Consider the following 17,078-nt stretch of genomic DNA (forward strand, 5'->3'; position numbering starts at 1 on the left):
GACATCAGGGGCTTTTTATTTGCCGGGGTGAGGGGAAAACTACTCCCCACGCCCCTTCTTCGCCGCCAGCGATCGCAGCAACACGCCCAGCGTCGTCCCATTATGCAACATGGCACTCGCCCCCGGCGTCAACCAGCCCAGCGCCGCTGCCAGCATAATGGCGCTGTTCACCCACTCGGTCAGCTTGATGTTGCTGTTCACCAGCTTCATTGCCTCCAGCGAGAGTTGACGCGCGGTAACCACGCCATACAGGTTGTCCTGTAACAGCACCGCATCCGCCGCCTGCTGCGCCAGCTCTGTACTCTGGTTCATGGCTAAACCAACGTCCGCCTGCGTCAGCACCGGCGCATCGTTGATACCATCGCCCACGAACATCACCTTGTGCCCCGCCTCCTGCAACGCTTTCACCACCTCGACTTTGCTCTCCGGCGTGGCTTCGGCAACGTAGCGGTCAATGCCTACGCGTTCTGCAAGCTGGCACGCCTTCTCAGCGCGATCGCCAGTCAGCAAGACCACCTGGCGAATGCCGGACGCTTTAAGCTGCTCAATCACTTCAGAGGCTTCATCGCGCAGATGATCCTGCAGACCGATCATCCCCACCAGTTGATTATCAAAACCGATAAACAGCAGGTGCCGCCCCAGGGACGCCAGTTCATCGATCTCCGCTTCATACGGCGTGAAATCGATGTCGTAGTGGCAATCCAGGAAGTGGCGGCTGCCAATCACCAGCTGATGATCTTCCAGCGCGCAAAGCAGGCCGTGTGCAATGACATACTCCACTTCACCATGCGCAATATGCGGCAGCTCGTGGTGCTCAGCCGCCGCCACGACCGCATGGGCCAGCGGATGATTACTGTGCTCTTCTACCGAGGCAGCAATCGCCAGCAGACGCTTGGCCTGCACCAGTTGGTCGTTGAAGCTGATGACGTCCGTCACCTGCATCTCGTCGTGAGTCAGGGTGCCGGTTTTATCGAACACCACCGTATCGACATCCGCCAGCTTCTCAATCGCTCGTCCACCTTTCAACAACAGACCGTTCTGCGCAGCCCGGTACATAATCGATTTAAAAGCGATTGGCGTACTGAGCTTCAGCGCACAGGAATAGTCCACGAGGAAGACGGAGGCCAGACGCTGCCAGCTACGGGTCATGGCAAACACCGCCGCGCCCACGCCAAGCGTGATGCCAACGCGACGGTCGGCCATGGCCTGAGTGACCTGCTGGGTTTCACTACGCTGGGTCAGCGAATCGCGGATAAAGCGGCGAATATGCGCCGTCGAGGAAGACTCCCCAACCTGCTCGGCGGTAATCGCGACGTTTCCGTCCTGGATTTGCGTTCCCGCATAGACCCAGGAGCCCGGTTCACGACGTACCGGCACGCTTTCCCCGGTCATCGACGCCTGATTGACCTGAGCAATACCGCGCAGCACCGTGCCGTCGGCCGGGATATTATCCCCCGGGCCAAGCAGCATCACATCGCCCGCCACCAGCTCGCTGCTGTTGATCTCCACGCTTTCGCCATCGCGCTCAACCCATACCGGGTGCTCGCGCGGCTGCATCAGGTCGGCCAGCAACGCATCCGAGTGACGGCTGGTCTCCTGTTCCATGTACTCACCGAGCGTCAGCAGCGACTGCGTCAGCATGGCGGTACGGTTATCCCCGCGTAGCATCGATAGGCTCAATGCCAGCGCATCCAGCACTTCGACCTTCAACTGCCCTTGGCTCAGGGTATTCGCCCCTTCCAGGATAGTTGGAGCGGTCAACAGCGCCGCCGGTAGACGCGCCCAGCGAGGCGGCAGCACCTGCGTTAGCGCCAACCCAGCGAGGTTGAGGAGGTTATCGCCGCCGCAGTATTCGGTTTCAAATTCGCAGTCGTCCGCCGATTGCCAGTCCAGTGTTTCCACCGCCGCCACAATGGCGGCAAGTGACGTTCGCGCGCGATCCCATTGGATCACCGCACTGCGCGCCGAAGGACGAATGCGCACACCGCTGACGCCGGGCAGCGTCAGGATCTGCTGTTTCAGCCACCCGGCGGCATCTGGATAGTCACCTAGCGCCGCGATTCGCAGGCGCACACGTCCGGGGATCTGGTGAACGACGGTAACCCGTTCGCCTACCGCACTCACTCGATCTCATCCTTATTCTGGCTACGGTAGTAGTCCAGTTCCGCCTGCAGGTCGGCAATGCGTTCTTTCATCTCTTCCATTTCGCCACGCACGGTACCCCAGGCTTTACTCGCCGTATTGGTGATCCCCTGCTGTACGTTACGGTTGGTCAGAAGGTAGGTGATTGCCGCTCCGGCCACCAGCCCGGTTAACAGGTGGGTGCGGCTATTGCTTGTCGTTGCCGCTGGTGCCTGCACCGGCATGGCTGCCGGATTACGTTCCCACGCACCGGTCCACGGGTTGTACAGGTATTCAGGCTGATTCATCGTTTCCTCGCTTAGCTATCGCATCCATAAGATAAAGAGAAGCGGCACCCACCCCGATAAGGGTCAGCACGGACTGCAGCGGACGGGTCTTATTGGCATCCGCTATCGCCATCACCGTTCCGCTGATAAGACTGGCCTTCGCCGTCGCCTTCATCACCGTGCAGGCCGCTTCATTCAGCGTTTGTTCATTTTGCTGGTAGCGCTGCCATTCACGTGCGCAGGCAGCACTTCCCCCGACAAGCGCGCCGGCAATAGCGGCGCGGCCTACTCGGTTTTGTCTGTCACGGCTGTTGTTCATCCGCTACGTCCTCATCATCAAACGGCATGGCACCCGGTTGGCGATGGCGCTCTACGGACTCCTGAAAGCCCTCTTTCCCTGCTTTCATGGTGTCGCGAAAGATAGCCGCGCTGGAGGTTGCCGTCTCTTTGATGGCCTCAGAGCTATTCTTCACGCCGTCTTTGACTTTGCTGGAACCGGCTTTGAGCATGTCACCTGCGCCCGCCAGCGTTTGCATCAGCATGCCGCGCACGGAATCGTTAGTCAGCAGCAGCGTCACTGCCGCCCCAACCATCGCCCCTTTCCAGAACTCTTTGTCGTCCATCCCAACGGTGCTGATGATATTTTTCAGCAGGCCAGCCTGGTCGCCCATCGCGCCATCAACCACGTGCTGCGCGTACTGGCTCCAGTCCACGCCCTGCTGCGCGGCAGCATGGTGATGATGGTGATGCGGGTGAGCAAACTGCGGAGGTACTGCGCCCTGAGGTGCCGGAGGGAAGCCCATAGGTGGGAAACCCATCGCCATTTGTGGTGGCATCTGCATTTGCGGCTGCGGTGGCATCTGTGGCTGAGGAGGAACCTGCCCGTTCTGCGGCCACGCCATTCCCTGCGGCATTGGTGGGTACGGATACCACGGGTAGCCGTATGGCGGATAGTAACCGGCCGGTGGAACTTGCTGTGCGTTGTTGTCATTGGTGCTCATGATGACTGTCCTTTTTCATTTAGTGAGAGGGGCTAAGAATGGCGGCCAGTTGCTCCAGCGCCTGCTGGGCCTGCTCGCCATCCTGACCAAACAGCTGATTGAGGATGTGCGGGCGAATCGCGGCTGCATCGTACTCAAGGACGATAGAGCCGGTATCGCTATTGATCTGATAACGCCGGAGGTACCCTTCAGGAGAGCAATAAGCATCAAGCTGCTTGAGCTTCCCCTGGCTAAGGCTGGCTATAAGCTTGTTGGAAAACCGCAGGCGTAAGCGCCCGGGGATATGGTGTGCCACTTCAACAAAGCGGCGCAAAGTCAGTAAGTCGCCCAAGGATTCAGCAGGCATATCATTTAATACCCTGATATTTATAGGTGGTATTAATGAAATCACAGATAGAAAACGCCAGATAGCACTAATCGCCCTTCTCTTGCGATGCGTCAAAAGGGAGCGTCCGATTCTTTTTTGCGCTGCGTGCGGTGAAGGCTGGACACGGGCGGAATGCAAATATAAATTACTCTCATTACCACTATATAAGTAAAAATGAGGCGGCTATGACTCCTTACCTGCACCAGACCCCCAATCGCATCCGCATCCGCTCAAGCTGGATCCAGCGCCATCCGCACGAGGTTGAAAAGTTGATTGAGCAACTGCGCACCCGTGACGGTATTAAAGAGGTGATTCACCGCTTATATGCCGGTTCCGTGGCGGTAAGCTTCGATCCCGCGCGTATTTCTGCCTCAACCCTGCTTAATGAGCTGGAACAGGCGCAATGGCTTAGCAGCCAGAAAGATAAGAGCTACATCGAGAACACCCTACGCGTAGGGGCCAGTCATTTATTAAAAACGCTGGCTTTCGGCGCGCTTAAGCGTACCGTGGGTGGTCCGGTGGTTTCTCTTGTTAGCGTATTAACGCGATAACCTTGCAGTGAATCCGGATGTATTGATGGCATGATTTAACGCGAAATAACCAATAATTGCCGAATAATGCGCCAGGCTGTTCACAACCCAACCAAACAGTCACATTCCGGTGAATTTCATTGAAAAAGGTGTTGACGGTATTGGGCTCAATACGCATAATGCGCCCCGCAACGCCGATAAGGTAACGCGAAAAAAAAGATGGCTACGTAGCTCAGTTGGTTAGAGCACATCACTCATAATGATGGGGTCACAGGTTCGAATCCCGTCGTAGCCACCATCTTTTTTTGCGGGAGTGGCGAAATTGGTAGACGCACCAGATTTAGGTTCTGGCGCCGCAAGGTGTGCGAGTTCAAGTCTCGCCTCCCGCACCATTCACCAATAAGCGTTGCACGGATGGGGTATCGCCAAGCGGTAAGGCACCGGTTTTTGATACCGGCATTCCCTGGTTCGAATCCAGGTACCCCAGCCATATTTTCTTCGATATTTGCGGATAGCCGCGACGGTATTGGGGTATCGCCAAGCGGTAAGGCACCGGTTTTTGATACCGGCATTCCCTGGTTCGAATCCAGGTACCCCAGCCATCGAAGAATATGTTAGTATCGGCTACGTAGCTCAGTTGGTTAGAGCACATCACTCATAATGATGGGGTCACAGGTTCGAATCCCGTCGTAGCCACCAAATTCAGAATCTATCGAGTTATCGATAAATTCGAAAAAAATTGTTGGGGTATCGCCAAGCGGTAAGGCTCTGGTTTCTGATACCAGCATTCCGAGGTTCGAATCCTCGTACCCCAGCCATTTTCAAAAAGTCGTCCACTTTTGTGGACGCACCCGTTGGGGTATCGCCAAGCGGTAAGGCTCTGGTTTCTGATACCAGCATTCCGAGGTTCGAATCCTCGTACCCCAGCCATTTTCAAAAAGCTCGCTTCGGCGAGCTTTTTTTGTTTTTGTGCTTTTATATTCCCGGGGTCACTGAGTTTGCCCAGGCTACGTTGATAAGGTAGCCCGGGACAAACCGAGAACTATAATCCCAGCGCGTACTTCAGCGCCTGACGCTTCAACACGCCCGCGCGCTGCGCCGCCATTAATCCCACATTACGTAATACACGCAGCGGGCCGAGATCGTTACTGAACCCAGCGTAGAACAGATCCATCCCGCTCTGCATCAGTAGATTATCTACCCGACGGCGCGCCTGATAACGCTGTAACACCGTCAGGCTGGCCCAGTTTTCGCCGATGCTGCGCGCATTCGCCAGCACATCCAGCAGCGCGTCAACGTCGCGATAGCCAAGGTTTACCCCCTGCCCCGCCAGCGGATGAATGGTATGGGCAGCATCGCCAACCAGCGCCAGCCCCGGCTGTACATACTGCTGGGCATGACGGCGGGTTAATGGAAACGCCCCGGCCGCCACCGGCGTAACGGCTCCCAAACGCTGTGGAAAATGGCTCGCGATTTCTCGCTGTAGCTGCGGCATCGGCAGCGATTGCAACTGGCGAATCCGCGCCGGTGTGTCATACCACACCAGCGATGCCCAGTTATCAAACAACGGCAGAAAAGCGCGCGGCCCGGTTGGCGAAAACTGCTGCCAGGTGCTGTCGCCGGGTTCGTTGTCACACTGTACGGTTATCAACATGCAGGACTGCGGATACTGCCAGCCGTTTGTGCCAATTCCCGCCTGCTGACGCACCTGCGAAAGCGCACCGTCGGCCCCCACCACCAGACGAGCAGCAACCTTGCGATCGTCATCCAGATGTAAAATGTGGCTATCGCCTTCGACCTGCATATCCTGCAGCGATGCGCTGTGCAATAGCGCGACCTGCGGATGCGCCTCCAGCGCTTGCCAGAGCGCCAGTTGCAGGACGTTGTTCTCAACCATATAGCCAAGGTTCGGAAGCTTCAGCTCCGCGGCATCAAAAACAACTTGCGCCGTTTGCCATTCCCAGGTTTCCAGACGGCGCCAGGGGTGCGCACGCATCGCCAGTACGGCATCCCAGACGCCCAGGTCACGCAGCAACTGCACCGACGAAGCGCTGATGGCTGAAATCCGAACATCAGGCTGCGAGGTCGGGTCAAAGTCCGCTGGCGGATTCTTCTCCAGCACCGCCACGGAAAACCCCTGCTGCGCCAACCCTAACGCCAGCGCACCACCGACCATCCCGCCGCCAACCACCGCAACGTCTTTGTGTAGAATTGTCATCATTTATTATCCTTAAAGCCGAATACCTTCAGTTTACCGGACTTTCGCCCTCCGAGGCCAATAACCGTCAAGCTGGTCACAACCGCACCAAAGCATTACAATACGCGCCCTGCAATGTGGGCTATTCATAATTGAGCAAGAGCAAGTCGATGACAAAAAAACTCCATATTAAAACCTGGGGCTGTCAGATGAACGAATACGATTCATCAAAGATGGCCGATCTGCTGGATGCCACTCATGGGTATCAACTGACTGAAAACGCAGCAGAAGCCGACGTCCTGCTGCTGAATACCTGCTCAATCCGTGAGAAAGCCCAGGAGAAAGTCTTCCACCTTTTAGGCCGCTGGAAATTACTTAAAGCAAAAAATCCTAAGCTGATTATTGGTGTAGGCGGCTGCGTCGCCTCACAGGAAGGCAAACTTATCCGCCAGCGCGCGCACTACGTGGATATCGTTTTTGGCCCACAGACTCTGCACCGTCTGCCAGAAATGATCGATGCCGTACGTAATAACCGCCGCCCGGTGGTTGACGTCAGTTTCCCGGAAATTGAGAAATTTGACCGTCTGCCGGAGCCGCGCGCCGATGGCCCGACCGCGTTTGTCTCGATCATGGAAGGCTGCAACAAATACTGCACCTACTGCGTGGTGCCTTATACCCGCGGTGAAGAAGTCAGCCGTCCGTGCGACGATATTCTGTTTGAAATTGCCCAACTGGCCGCCCAAGGCGTACGTGAAGTCAACCTGCTGGGGCAGAACGTCAATGCCTGGCGCGGTGAAAACTACGACGGCACTACCGGCAGCTTTGCCGAGCTGCTGCGTCTGGTGGCGGCGATTGACGGCATCGACCGTATCCGTTTCACCACCAGCCACCCAATCGAATTTACCGACGACATTATCGACGTGTATCGCGATACGCCGGAGCTGGTGAGCTTCCTGCATCTGCCGATTCAGAGCGGCGCTGACCGCGTGCTGAACATGATGGGGCGTACCCATACGGCGCTGGAATACAAATCCATCATCCGTAAGCTGCGCGAAGCGCGCCCGGATATTCAGATTAGCTCCGACTTCATCGTCGGTTTCCCTGGCGAAACCGACCAGGACTTCGAGCAGACCATGAAGCTGATTGGCGACGTGAACTTTGACGTCAGCTTTAGCTTTATCTTCTCCGCCCGTCCAGGTACGCCAGCGGCCGATATGGTCGACGATGTACCAGAAGAGGTGAAGAAACAGCGCCTCTATATTTTGCAGGAGCGCATCAACCAGCAGGCCATGGCCTGGAGCCGCCGTATGCTGGGCACCGTGCAGCGTATTCTGGTGGAAGGTACCTCCCGTAAGAGCATTATGGAGCTGACCGGACGCACCGAGAACAACCGCGTGGTTAACTTCGAAGGCACGCCGGATATGGTCGGTAAATTCGTCGATGTGGAGATCGTTGATGTCTACACCAACTCACTACGCGGCAAATTGGTGCGCACCGAGGACGAGATGGGCCTGCGCATCGTTGAATCACCGGAGTCAGTGATTGCGCGTACGCGTAAAGAGAGCGACGCGGGCGTCGGGATTTATCAGCCTTAATCTCCCAGGCCCGTCTCCCCTGACGGGCCTTGTATTTCCTGCTGCTATCCCCATATTTATTGCAATGCTTGCGCCTTTTTACTGTGGCGTGAATAATTCCTTTATCAGCCGGTCACGTCTTACTACCGGCAACTCACGCATAAGAGGAACAGTTTGAACATAGACACTCGCGAAATTACCCTGGAGCCAGCCGACAATGCCCGTCTGCTGAGCCTGTGTGGCCCGTTTGATGACAATATCAAACAGCTGGAGCGACGACTGGGCATCGAGATCAACCGCCGCGATAACCATTTCAAACTGACGGGACGCGCCATCTGCGTGACCGCCGCTGCCGACATTCTGCGCAGCCTGTACGTTGATACCGCGCCGATGCGCGGCCAGATTCAGGATATTGAGCCGGAACAGATTCACCTGGCGATTAAAGAAGCGCGCGTGCTGGAACAAAGCGCGGAGAGCGTGCCTGAATACGGCAAAGCCATCAATATCAAAACCAAACGCGGGGTGATTAAACCGCGTACGCCAAACCAGGCGCAGTATATCGCCCACATTCTCGACCACGACATCACCTTCGGCGTGGGCCCTGCGGGTACCGGTAAAACCTACCTCGCCGTTGCGGCTGCCGTTGATGCGCTGGAGCGCCAGGAAATTCGCCGTATTCTGCTGACCCGCCCTGCGGTTGAGGCGGGCGAAAAACTCGGCTTCCTGCCGGGTGATTTGAGCCAGAAAGTAGACCCGTATCTGCGCCCGCTGTACGACGCGCTGTTCGAAATGCTCGGCTTCGAGAAAGTTGAGAAGCTGATGGAGCGCAACGTCATCGAAGTTGCACCGCTGGCCTACATGCGCGGGCGTACGCTGAACGATGCCTTTATCATCCTCGATGAAAGCCAGAACACCACCATCGAGCAGATGAAAATGTTCCTGACCCGTATCGGCTTCAACTCCAAGGCGGTCATTACCGGTGACGTCACCCAGATTGACCTTCCGCGCAGCACTAAATCCGGCCTGCGCCACGCGATTGAAGTGCTGGCTGAAGTCGATGAAATTAGCTTTAACTTCTTCCACAGCGAAGACGTGGTGCGCCACCCGGTGGTTGCCCGCATCGTTAACGCTTATGAAGCGTGGGAAGAAGCCGATCAAAAACGTAAAGCCGAGCTGGCCGCAGAACGTAAACGCGAAGCTCAGGCGCAGGAGCAGAAATGAGTCAGGTGATCCTCGATCTCCAGTTGGCCTGTGAAAACAACACCGGTCTGCCAGAAGAAAGTCAGTTTCAGACATGGCTGGATGCCGTCATCCCGCAGTTTCAGGAAGAATCAGAAGTCACGATTCGCCTGGTGGATGACGCGGAAAGCCACGAACTGAACCTCACCTACCGCGGTAAAGATAAACCGACTAACGTGTTGTCATTCCCCTTTGAAGCCCCACCGGGAATGGAAATGCCGCTGCTGGGCGATTTGATCATCTGCCGTCAGGTGGTTGAGCAAGAAGCCGTTGAGCAAGGCAAGCCGCTGGAAGCTCACTGGGCGCATATGGTTGTGCACGGTAGCCTGCATCTGCTGGGCTATGACCATATTGAAGATGAAGAAGCGGAAGAGATGGAAAGCCTCGAGACAGAGATAATGCTTGCTCTGGGCTATGAGGATCCGTACATTTCCGAGAAAGAATAAACGGTAGGGCTTCGGCCCTGCCTTTTATAGACGTGAAGTACCACGAGTATACATGCCGTCCGGCGCTGACTTTACGCGCGACGAGCGACAGTTAAATCAACATGAGAACCCAAACGACGCCATGAGCGACGACAATTCACACAGTAGTGACACAGTAAACAGCAAAAAGGGATTCTTCTCCCTCTTACTCAGCCAGCTTTTCCACGGTGAACCCAAAAACCGTGACGATCTCCTGGCGCTGATCCGTGATTCCGGGCAGAACGAGCTTATCGATGAAGATACGCGCGATATGCTTGAAGGGGTAATGGATATCGCAGACCAACGCGTCCGCGACATCATGATCCCGCGCTCCCAAATGATTACCCTGAAACGCAACCAGACCCTGGACGAATGTCTTGATGTGATCATCGAGTCCGCCCACTCGCGTTTCCCGGTGATCAGTGAGGATAAAGATCACATCGAAGGGATTCTGATGGCTAAAGACCTGCTGCCGTTTATGCGCAGCGACTCTGAAGCTTTCAGCATGGATAAAGTGTTACGCACCGCGGTTGTCGTTCCAGAAAGCAAACGGGTTGACCGTATGCTGAAGGAGTTCCGCTCCCAGCGCTACCATATGGCCATCGTTATCGATGAGTTTGGCGGCGTGTCGGGTCTGGTGACGATTGAAGACATTCTCGAACTGATTGTCGGCGAAATTGAAGATGAGTATGACGAAGAGGACGATATCGACTTCCGTCAGCTCAGCCGCCACACCTGGACGGTACGGGCGCTGGCCTCAATTGAGGACTTCAACGACGCGTTCAGCACCCACTTCAGCGATGACGAAGTAGACACCATTGGCGGTCTGGTGATGCAGGCCTTTGGCCATCTGCCAGCCCGTGGTGAAACCATCGACATCGATGGTTACCAGTTCAAGGTCGCTATGGCGGACAGCCGTCGTATTATTCAGGTTCACGTTAAAATCCCGGACGATTCCCCACAACCGAAACTGGATGAATAACCTTCATGGCCTTTGCCACACTGCTTGAACGCCAGCGCATTCGTCTGCTGCTGGCGCTACTTTTCGGAGCCAGCGGTACGCTGGCTTTTTCTCCCTATGACATCTGGCCTGCGGCGATTGTTTCGCTGTTTGGGCTGCAGGCGCTGACGCTTAACCGTCGCCCCGTGCAGGCCGCCGCCATTGGTTATTTTTGGGGCTTTGGCCTGTTTGGTACCGGCATTAACTGGGTATACGTCAGCATCGCGCAGTTTGGCGGTATGCCGGGCCCGGTCAACGTCTTCCTCGTGGTGCTGCTCGCGGCATACCTGTCGCTGTATACAGGGCTGTTTGCCGGCATTCTGTCGCGCCTGTGGCCGAAGACCAACTGGGTTCGCGTTGCCATTGCCGCGCCGGTTGTCTGGCAAATCACCGAGTATCTACGCGGCTGGGTGCTGACCGGTTTCCCGTGGCTACAGTTTGGCTACAGCCAGATTGACGGCCCGCTGAAAGGGCTGGCACCGCTGATGGGCGTGGAGGCCATCAACTTCCTGCTGATGGCCGTAAGCGGCCTGTTAGTGCTGGCATTGGTGACCCGCAGCTGGCGTCCGCTGGTCGTTGGCGTCGTTCTCTTCGCCCTGCCGTTCCCGCTACGCTATATCCAGTGGTATACCCTGCAAACCGATAAAACCACCCAGGTTTCGCTGGTGCAGGGCGATATTCCGCAGGCAATGAAGTGGGACGAAAAAGAGCTGCTGAATACGCTGAAAATTTATCTCGATGCCACCGAGCAGGTGATGGGCAAGTCGCAGCTGATTATCTGGCCTGAATCCGCTATCCCGGACCTGGAAATCAACCAACAGCGCTTCCTGAGCATGATGGATGATTTACTGCGCGCCAAAGACAGCACGCTGATTACCGGTATCGTCGACTCACGCCTCAATAAGCAGAATCGCTACGACACCTACAACACCATCATCACGCTGGGCAAAGACAGCCCGTACAGCTACGAGTCGACCAATCGCTACAACAAAAACCACCTGGTACCGTTTGGTGAGTTTGTGCCGCTGGAGTCGATTCTGCGCCCACTCGCGCCGTTCTTTGACCTGCCGATGTCGTCATTCAGCCGTGGCCCTTACGTCCAGCCGCAACTGCAGGCGCATAACCTGAAGCTGACTGCCGCAATCTGCTACGAGATTATTCTCGGCCAGCAGGTGCGCGACAACTTCCGCCCGGATACCAACTTCCTGCTGACTATCTCTAACGACGCATGGTTTGGTAAGTCCATCGGCCCGTGGCAGCACTTCCAGATGGCACGTATGCGCGCCCTGGAGCTGGCTCGTCCGTTGCTGCGCAGCACCAACAACGGTATTACCGCCGTAATCGGCCCACGCGGTGAAATTCAGGCGATGATCCCGCAGTTTACGCGTCAGGTTCTGACCACCAAAGTGACGCCAACCACCGGCTTAACGCCTTATGCACGAACCGGTGACTGGACGGTATGGCTGATTACCGCGCTGTTCGGTTTTGGCGCACTAGTCATGAGCCTGCGCCAGCGTCGCAAATAAAATAGTGCACCATCGACTGTAGGCCGGATAAGGCGGTACGCCGCCATCCGGCAACCGTGCAGTATTGCGCCTGATGGCGCTACGCTTATCTGGTCTACGCGCTCCCTCTCCTTCCAAAACTCCCATTCTGGCACGCCAATTGCTTAATATAATCAAGAGGCTGCATATCCCCGATCGGCGCAACCAGGTTGCACCACAACACGACATCGGTGGCACCATTATTGTGCAAACTGCGATTTTTGCCTCAAAACGGTGCGGGGCGCCTCGCAAAAATAAACAATAAAGCAGCAAAATCTTTACATTAAGCCAAACTAAATGCTAACAAACACACATAACGCTGCACGCTAAAGACGCAGCGAAAACAACACAACAATCACAATGGGTATCAATGCATCTTTGCGGATGCAGAGGATAAAGGAGTTGGATATGCAATTACGTAAACTGGCCGCCGCCATGCTGGTCATGGGTGTGACCGCTGGCCTGGCGCATGCAGAAGACGCACAGCCTGCCGCCGATGCCGCGCAGCAATCGACGCTGGATAAAATTGCTAAAAACGGCGTTATCGTCGTAGGCCACCGTGAATCATCTGTGCCGTTCTCCTACTACGACAACCAGCAGAAAGTGGTCGGTTACTCTCAGGACTACTCCAACGCCATCGTTGACGCTATCAAGAAAAAGCTCAACAACCCGAAACTGGACGTGAAGCTGATTCCAATCACTTCTCAAAACCGTATTCCACTGCTGCAAAACGGCACCTTCGACTTTGAGTGTGGTTCCACCACCAACAACGTTGAGCGCCAGAAACAGGCTGCGTTTTCCGACACCATCTTCGTCGTCGGTACGCGTTTGCTGGTGAAAAAAGGCGGCCCGATTAAAGACTTCCCGGATCTGAAAGACAAAGCCGTTGTTGTGACCTCCGGTACCACCTCTGAAATTCTGCTGCACAAGCTGAACGACGAGCAAAAAATGAATATGCGCATCATCAGCGCCAAAGACCACGGCGACTCCTTCCGTACGCTGGAAAGCGGCCGCGCGGTGGCGTTTATGATGGATGATGCCCTGCTGGCGGGTGAACGTGCGAAAGCCAAGAAACCAGACAACTGGGAGATCGTCGGCAAGCCGCAGTCTCAGGAAGCTTACGGCTGTATGCTGCGTAAGAATGACCCGGACTTCAAAAAGCTGATGGATGACACCATCGCTCAGGCGCAGACTTCAGGCGAAGCGGCGAAATGGTTTGATAAGTGGTTCAAAAACCCAATTCCACCGAAAAACCTGAACATGAACTTTGAGCTGTCAGAAGAGATGAAAGCGCTGTTCAAAACGCCAAACGACAAAGCACTTAACTAATTAAAAAAATGGGGCGGATAAATCTGCCCTCTCGATTGTGGTTCAGCACGGACAGACTATACGTCAGGTGGTCGTTCCCCACCTGGCCTGAATACCGCAAAACGCTGTTCAACAATCTTCGAGGGTAGCAGGTCGTACTGCTACCCTTTTTTTTCTGGAGTTCATTATGTCAATAGACTGGAACTGGGGAATCTTTTTACAACAGGCCCCATTCGGCAACACCACCTATCTCGGCTGGCTCTGGAGCGGTTTCCAGGTCACCGTCGCACTCTCGATTACCGCCTGGATTATTGCTTTCCTCGTCGGCTCACTGTTCGGTATTCTGCGTACCGTTCCTAACCGCTTTTTATCCTCACTCGGCACCTGCTACGTTGAGCTGTTCCGTAACGTTCCGCTGATCGTGCAGTTCTTTACCTGGTACCTTGTGGTGCCGGAATTGCTGCCGGAAAACCTCGGCATGTGGTTTAAGTCGGAGCTGGATCCGAACATTCAGTTCTTCCTCTCTTCGATGATCTGTCTGGGTCTGTTTACCGCCGCCCGCGTCTGCGAGCAGGTGCGTGCCGCCATTCAGTCGCTGCCGCGTGGGCAGAAGAACGCCGGTCTTGCGATGGGCCTGACCCTGCCGCAAACCTACCGCTACGTGCTGCTGCCGAACGCCTATCGCGTGATTGTGCCGCCGATGACTTCCGAGATGATGAACCTGGTGAAGAACTCGGCCATCGCGTCCACGATTGGTCTGGTGGACATGGCCGCGCAGGCGGGCAAGCTGCTGGACTACTCCGCGCACGCCTGGGAATCTTTTACGGCGATCACCCTCGCCTACGTCTTCATTAACGCCGTGATTATGCTGGTGATGGCGCTGGTGGAACGCAAAATCCGCCTGCCAGGCAATCTGGGAGGTAAATAATGTACGATTTTGACTGGAGTTCGATTGTTCCGTCGATGCCTTACCTGCTGGCAGGTCTGGTTATCACCCTCAAAATTACCGTCACGGCGATTATCATCGGTATCGTCTGGGGTACGCTGCTGGCGGTGATGCGTCTGTCGACGTTTAAACCCGTTGCCTGGTTTGCCAAAGCCTACGTCAACGTTTTCCGCTCCGTGCCGCTGGTGATGGTGCTGCTGTGGTTCTACCTGATTGTGCCGGGCTTCCTGCAAAACGTGCTCGGGCTGTCGCCGAAAAGCGATATCCGCCTGATCTCCGCGATGGTGGCGTTCTCGATGTTTGAAGCCGCCTACTACTCCGAGATAATCCGAGCAGGTATTCAGAGCATTTCGCGCGGGCAGTCCAGCGCCGCGCTGGCGCTGGGGATGACCCACTGGCAGTCAATGAAGCTCATCATTCTGCCGCAGGCCTTCCGCGCCATGGTACCGCTGCTGTTAACCCAGGGGATTGTCCTGTTCCAGGATACCTCGCTGGTATACGTCCTGAGCCTTGCGGACTTCTTCCGTACCGCTTCCACGATTGGTGAGCGTGACGGGACTCAGGTGGAAATGATCCTGTTTGCTGGTTTTGTCTATTTTGTGATTAGCCTTAGCGCCTCGCTGCTGGTCAGCTACTTGAAGAAAAGGACCGTATAATGATTACCCTGAAAAACGTCTCTAAATGGTATGGTCACTTTCAGGTGCTGACCGATTGCTCCACGGAAGTGAAAAAAGGTGAAGTGGTGGTGGTATGTGGGCCGTCCGGCTCCGGCAAGTCCACGCTGATTAAAACCGTTAACGGCCTGGAACCGGTACAGCAGGGCGAAATCCTGGTGAACGGCACCAAGGTTAACGACAAAAAAACCGACCTCGCAAAGCTGCGTTCTCACGTTGGCATGGTGTTCCAGCACTTCGAACTGTTCCCGCACCTGTCTATTATCGAGAACCTGACGCTGGCGCAGGTGAAAGTGCTGAAGCGCGATAAAGCCGCAGCCCGCGACAAAGGCTTAAAGCTGCTTGAGCGCGTAGGGCTTTCCGCGCATGCCAACAAGTTCCCGGCACAGCTCTCCGGCGGCCAGCAGCAGCGTGTGGCGATCGCCCGCGCTCTGTGCATGGATCCGGTGGCGATGTTGTTTGACGAACCGACATCGGCGCTCGATCCTGAAATGATCAACGAAGTACTGGACGTCATGGTGGAACTGGCGAACGAAGGGATGACCATGATGGTGGTGACCCACGAAATGGGCTTTGCCCGCAAAGTGGCCAACCGCGTCATCTTTATGGATGAAGGCAAGATTGTTGAAGATGCTGACAAAGAGGCCTTCTTCGCCAACCCGAAATCTGACCGCGCGAAAGACTTCCTCGCCAAAATCCTGCACTAACTCTCCAGACGTAGCCCAGCCGAGCGAAGCGACGCCGGGCTACCCTTTTGCGCTATGCGTCACGCTTTGACGTCTCGATTCTCGTCCCTTCTCCATTCAAGCTTTACCCTTGTCACAAAATAATGCTGAAAAGGAACCGCTATGGCACAGCCGATTATTCTCGATTGCGACCCGGGTCATGACGATGCGATCGCCATTGTTCTCGCTCTTGCCTCACCTGAACTGGAGGTGAAAGCCATCACCTCTTCCGCCGGGAACCAGACGCCTGACAAAACGCTGCATAACGTACTGCGCATGCTGACGCTGCTGAATCGCCCAGATATCCCTGTCGCTGGCGGCGCGGTGAAGCCGCTGATGCGCGAGCTGATTATTGCCGATAACGTGCACGGAGAAAGCGGGCTTGATGGCCCGGCGCTGCCGGAACCTTCGTTCGCGCCACAGCCGTGCACCGCCGTTGAGCTGATGACCAAAACCCTGCGTGAAAGCCCGCAGCCGGTGACTATTGTCTCTACCGGCCCGCAAACCAACGTGGCCTTGCTGCTAAACAGCCATCCTGAGCTGCACGCGAAAATCGCCCGCATCGTTATTATGGGCGGCGCAATGAGCCTGGGTAACTGGACGCCAGCCGCCGAGTTCAATATCTTCGTTGACCCAGAAGCGGCAGAAATCGTCTTCCAGTCAGGTATTCCGGTTGTCATGGCTGGACTTGATGTGACCCATAAAGCGCAGATCCACGCCGCCGATACCGAGCGTTTTCGCGCCATTGGCAACCCGGTTTCAACCATTGTTGCCGAGCTGCTCGACTTCTTTATGGAATACCACAAAGACGAAAAATGGGGCTTTGTCGGTGCGCCACTGCATGACCCGTGCACCATCGCCTGGCTGCTGAAGCCGGAGATTTTCACCACCGTTGAGCGCTGGGTCGGCGTAGAGACCCAGGGGAAATATACCCAAGGGATGACCGTGGTGGATTATTACTTCCTGACGGGGAACAAACCGAATGCGACGGTCATGGTAGATGTTGACCGTGAGGCGTTTGTTGACCTGTTGGCGGAGCGGTTAGCGTTTTACCGTTGAACCTGCCCCGGCGGCGCTTCGCTTGTAGGCCGGCGAAGCGCC

17 protein-coding genes and 7 tRNA genes are annotated in these 17,078 nt (G+C 55.8%); 18 read left to right on the plus strand and 6 right to left on the minus strand.

Features of this window, described 5'->3' with window-relative positions:
* Positions 1–39 precede the first annotated feature (39 nt).
* The 5 genes from MY052_RS16940 to MY052_RS16960 are packed head-to-tail and all read right to left on the minus strand — an operon-like array spanning position 40 to position 3,755.
* Entirely contained in the window at positions 40–2,124 is a 2,085-nt protein-coding gene (locus MY052_RS16940) for a heavy metal translocating P-type ATPase (RefSeq protein ID WP_248537459.1), read from the minus strand.
* Entirely contained in the window at positions 2,121–2,429 is a 309-nt protein-coding gene (locus tag MY052_RS16945) for a YtxH domain-containing protein (RefSeq protein ID WP_035892678.1), read from the minus strand. Before MY052_RS16945 ends, MY052_RS16940 begins: the two co-directional genes overlap by 4 nt.
* Complete coding sequence (locus MY052_RS16950; RefSeq protein ID WP_123650119.1) at positions 2,416–2,727, minus strand: magnetosome protein MamC family protein; 312 nt, start codon at positions 2,725–2,727, stop codon at positions 2,416–2,418. Before MY052_RS16950 ends, MY052_RS16945 begins: the two co-directional genes overlap by 14 nt.
* The gene (locus tag MY052_RS16955) at positions 2,711–3,409 is read right to left on the minus strand and encodes a YtxH domain-containing protein (RefSeq protein ID WP_051910728.1); all 699 of its coding nucleotides are present in this window, start codon (positions 3,407–3,409) and stop codon (positions 2,711–2,713) included. Before MY052_RS16955 ends, MY052_RS16950 begins: the two co-directional genes overlap by 17 nt.
* 19 nt (positions 3,410–3,428) lie before the next feature.
* Positions 3,429–3,755: an HMA2 domain-containing protein gene (locus tag MY052_RS16960; RefSeq protein ID WP_072011359.1), complete on the minus strand. Its 327-nt coding sequence runs from the start codon at positions 3,753–3,755 to the stop codon at positions 3,429–3,431.
* A gap of 206 nt (positions 3,756–3,961) precedes the next feature.
* Here MY052_RS16960 and MY052_RS16965 point away from each other — a divergent pair, with 206 nt between their 5' ends.
* From MY052_RS16965 to MY052_RS17000, 8 genes are all read left to right on the plus strand, one after another.
* Positions 3,962–4,327 carry a hypothetical protein gene (locus tag MY052_RS16965; protein WP_202216233.1) on the plus strand — a complete coding sequence of 122 codons (366 nt, stop codon included), beginning with the start codon at positions 3,962–3,964 and terminating at the stop codon, positions 4,325–4,327.
* A gap of 200 nt (positions 4,328–4,527) precedes the next feature.
* Positions 4,528–4,604: transfer RNA gene (locus MY052_RS16970), tRNA-Met, on the plus strand.
* Between the two features lie 9 nt (positions 4,605–4,613).
* Positions 4,614–4,698 (plus strand) — tRNA-Leu (locus MY052_RS16975).
* Positions 4,699–4,721: 23 nt separating this feature from the next.
* Positions 4,722–4,796 (plus strand) — tRNA-Gln (locus MY052_RS16980).
* A gap of 37 nt (positions 4,797–4,833) precedes the next feature.
* Positions 4,834–4,908, plus strand: a tRNA-Gln gene (locus tag MY052_RS16985).
* A gap of 20 nt (positions 4,909–4,928) precedes the next feature.
* Positions 4,929–5,005: transfer RNA gene (locus MY052_RS16990), tRNA-Met, on the plus strand.
* A 44-nt stretch (positions 5,006–5,049) separates the two neighbouring features.
* A tRNA-Gln gene (locus MY052_RS16995) sits at positions 5,050–5,124 on the plus strand.
* A gap of 37 nt (positions 5,125–5,161) precedes the next feature.
* Positions 5,162–5,236 (plus strand) — tRNA-Gln (locus MY052_RS17000).
* A gap of 112 nt (positions 5,237–5,348) precedes the next feature.
* Here MY052_RS17000 and ubiF read toward each other — a convergent pair.
* Entirely contained in the window at positions 5,349–6,524 is a 1,176-nt protein-coding gene (gene ubiF / locus MY052_RS17005) for a 3-demethoxyubiquinol 3-hydroxylase (RefSeq protein WP_248538957.1), read from the minus strand.
* A gap of 149 nt (positions 6,525–6,673) precedes the next feature.
* Here ubiF and miaB point away from each other — a divergent pair, with 149 nt between their 5' ends.
* From miaB to rihA, 10 genes are all read left to right on the plus strand, one after another.
* Positions 6,674–8,098 carry a tRNA (N6-isopentenyl adenosine(37)-C2)-methylthiotransferase MiaB gene (gene miaB, locus MY052_RS17010; protein WP_035894308.1) on the plus strand — a complete coding sequence of 475 codons (1,425 nt, stop codon included), beginning with the start codon at positions 6,674–6,676 and terminating at the stop codon, positions 8,096–8,098.
* A 153-nt stretch (positions 8,099–8,251) separates the two neighbouring features.
* Positions 8,252–9,298, plus strand: a complete 1,047-nt coding sequence (locus tag MY052_RS17015) for a PhoH family protein (protein WP_035894310.1) — start codon at positions 8,252–8,254, stop codon at positions 9,296–9,298.
* Positions 9,295–9,762: an rRNA maturation RNase YbeY gene (ybeY, locus tag MY052_RS17020; RefSeq protein WP_248537460.1), complete on the plus strand. Its 468-nt coding sequence runs from the start codon at positions 9,295–9,297 to the stop codon at positions 9,760–9,762. Before MY052_RS17015 ends, ybeY begins: the two co-directional genes overlap by 4 nt.
* Before the next feature lie 121 nt (positions 9,763–9,883).
* A complete protein-coding gene (corC, locus tag MY052_RS17025; protein ID WP_035894346.1) occupies positions 9,884–10,762 on the plus strand; it encodes a CNNM family magnesium/cobalt transport protein CorC in 879 nt (292 codons plus the stop codon).
* 5 nt (positions 10,763–10,767) lie between these two features.
* Positions 10,768–12,306, plus strand: a complete 1,539-nt coding sequence (gene lnt, locus MY052_RS17030; protein ID WP_248537461.1) for an apolipoprotein N-acyltransferase — start codon at positions 10,768–10,770, stop codon at positions 12,304–12,306.
* Between the two features lie 426 nt (positions 12,307–12,732).
* Entirely contained in the window at positions 12,733–13,653 is a 921-nt protein-coding gene (locus MY052_RS17035; RefSeq protein WP_035894313.1) for an amino acid ABC transporter substrate-binding protein, read from the plus strand.
* Between the two features lie 166 nt (positions 13,654–13,819).
* Complete coding sequence (locus MY052_RS17040; RefSeq protein ID WP_035894314.1) at positions 13,820–14,560, plus strand: amino acid ABC transporter permease; 741 nt, start codon at positions 13,820–13,822, stop codon at positions 14,558–14,560.
* Positions 14,560–15,234 (plus strand): glutamate/aspartate ABC transporter permease GltK, encoded by a 675-nt coding sequence (gene gltK, locus MY052_RS17045; RefSeq protein ID WP_035894315.1) that lies wholly within the window; start codon positions 14,560–14,562, stop codon positions 15,232–15,234. The genes MY052_RS17040 and gltK overlap by 1 nt, the downstream gene beginning before the upstream one ends.
* Positions 15,234–15,959, plus strand: coding sequence for an amino acid ABC transporter ATP-binding protein (gene gltL / locus MY052_RS17050; RefSeq protein ID WP_248537462.1), 726 nt, complete (start codon positions 15,234–15,236; stop codon positions 15,957–15,959). The genes gltK and gltL overlap by 1 nt, the downstream gene beginning before the upstream one ends.
* A gap of 141 nt (positions 15,960–16,100) precedes the next feature.
* Entirely contained in the window at positions 16,101–17,036 is a 936-nt protein-coding gene (rihA, locus tag MY052_RS17055; protein ID WP_202216238.1) for a pyrimidine-specific ribonucleoside hydrolase RihA, read from the plus strand.
* Positions 17,037–17,078 lie beyond the last annotated feature (42 nt).

It is taken from the genome of Kluyvera ascorbata, from assembly GCF_023195735.1.
GTDB lineage: Bacteria > Pseudomonadota > Gammaproteobacteria > Enterobacterales > Enterobacteriaceae > Kluyvera > Kluyvera ascorbata.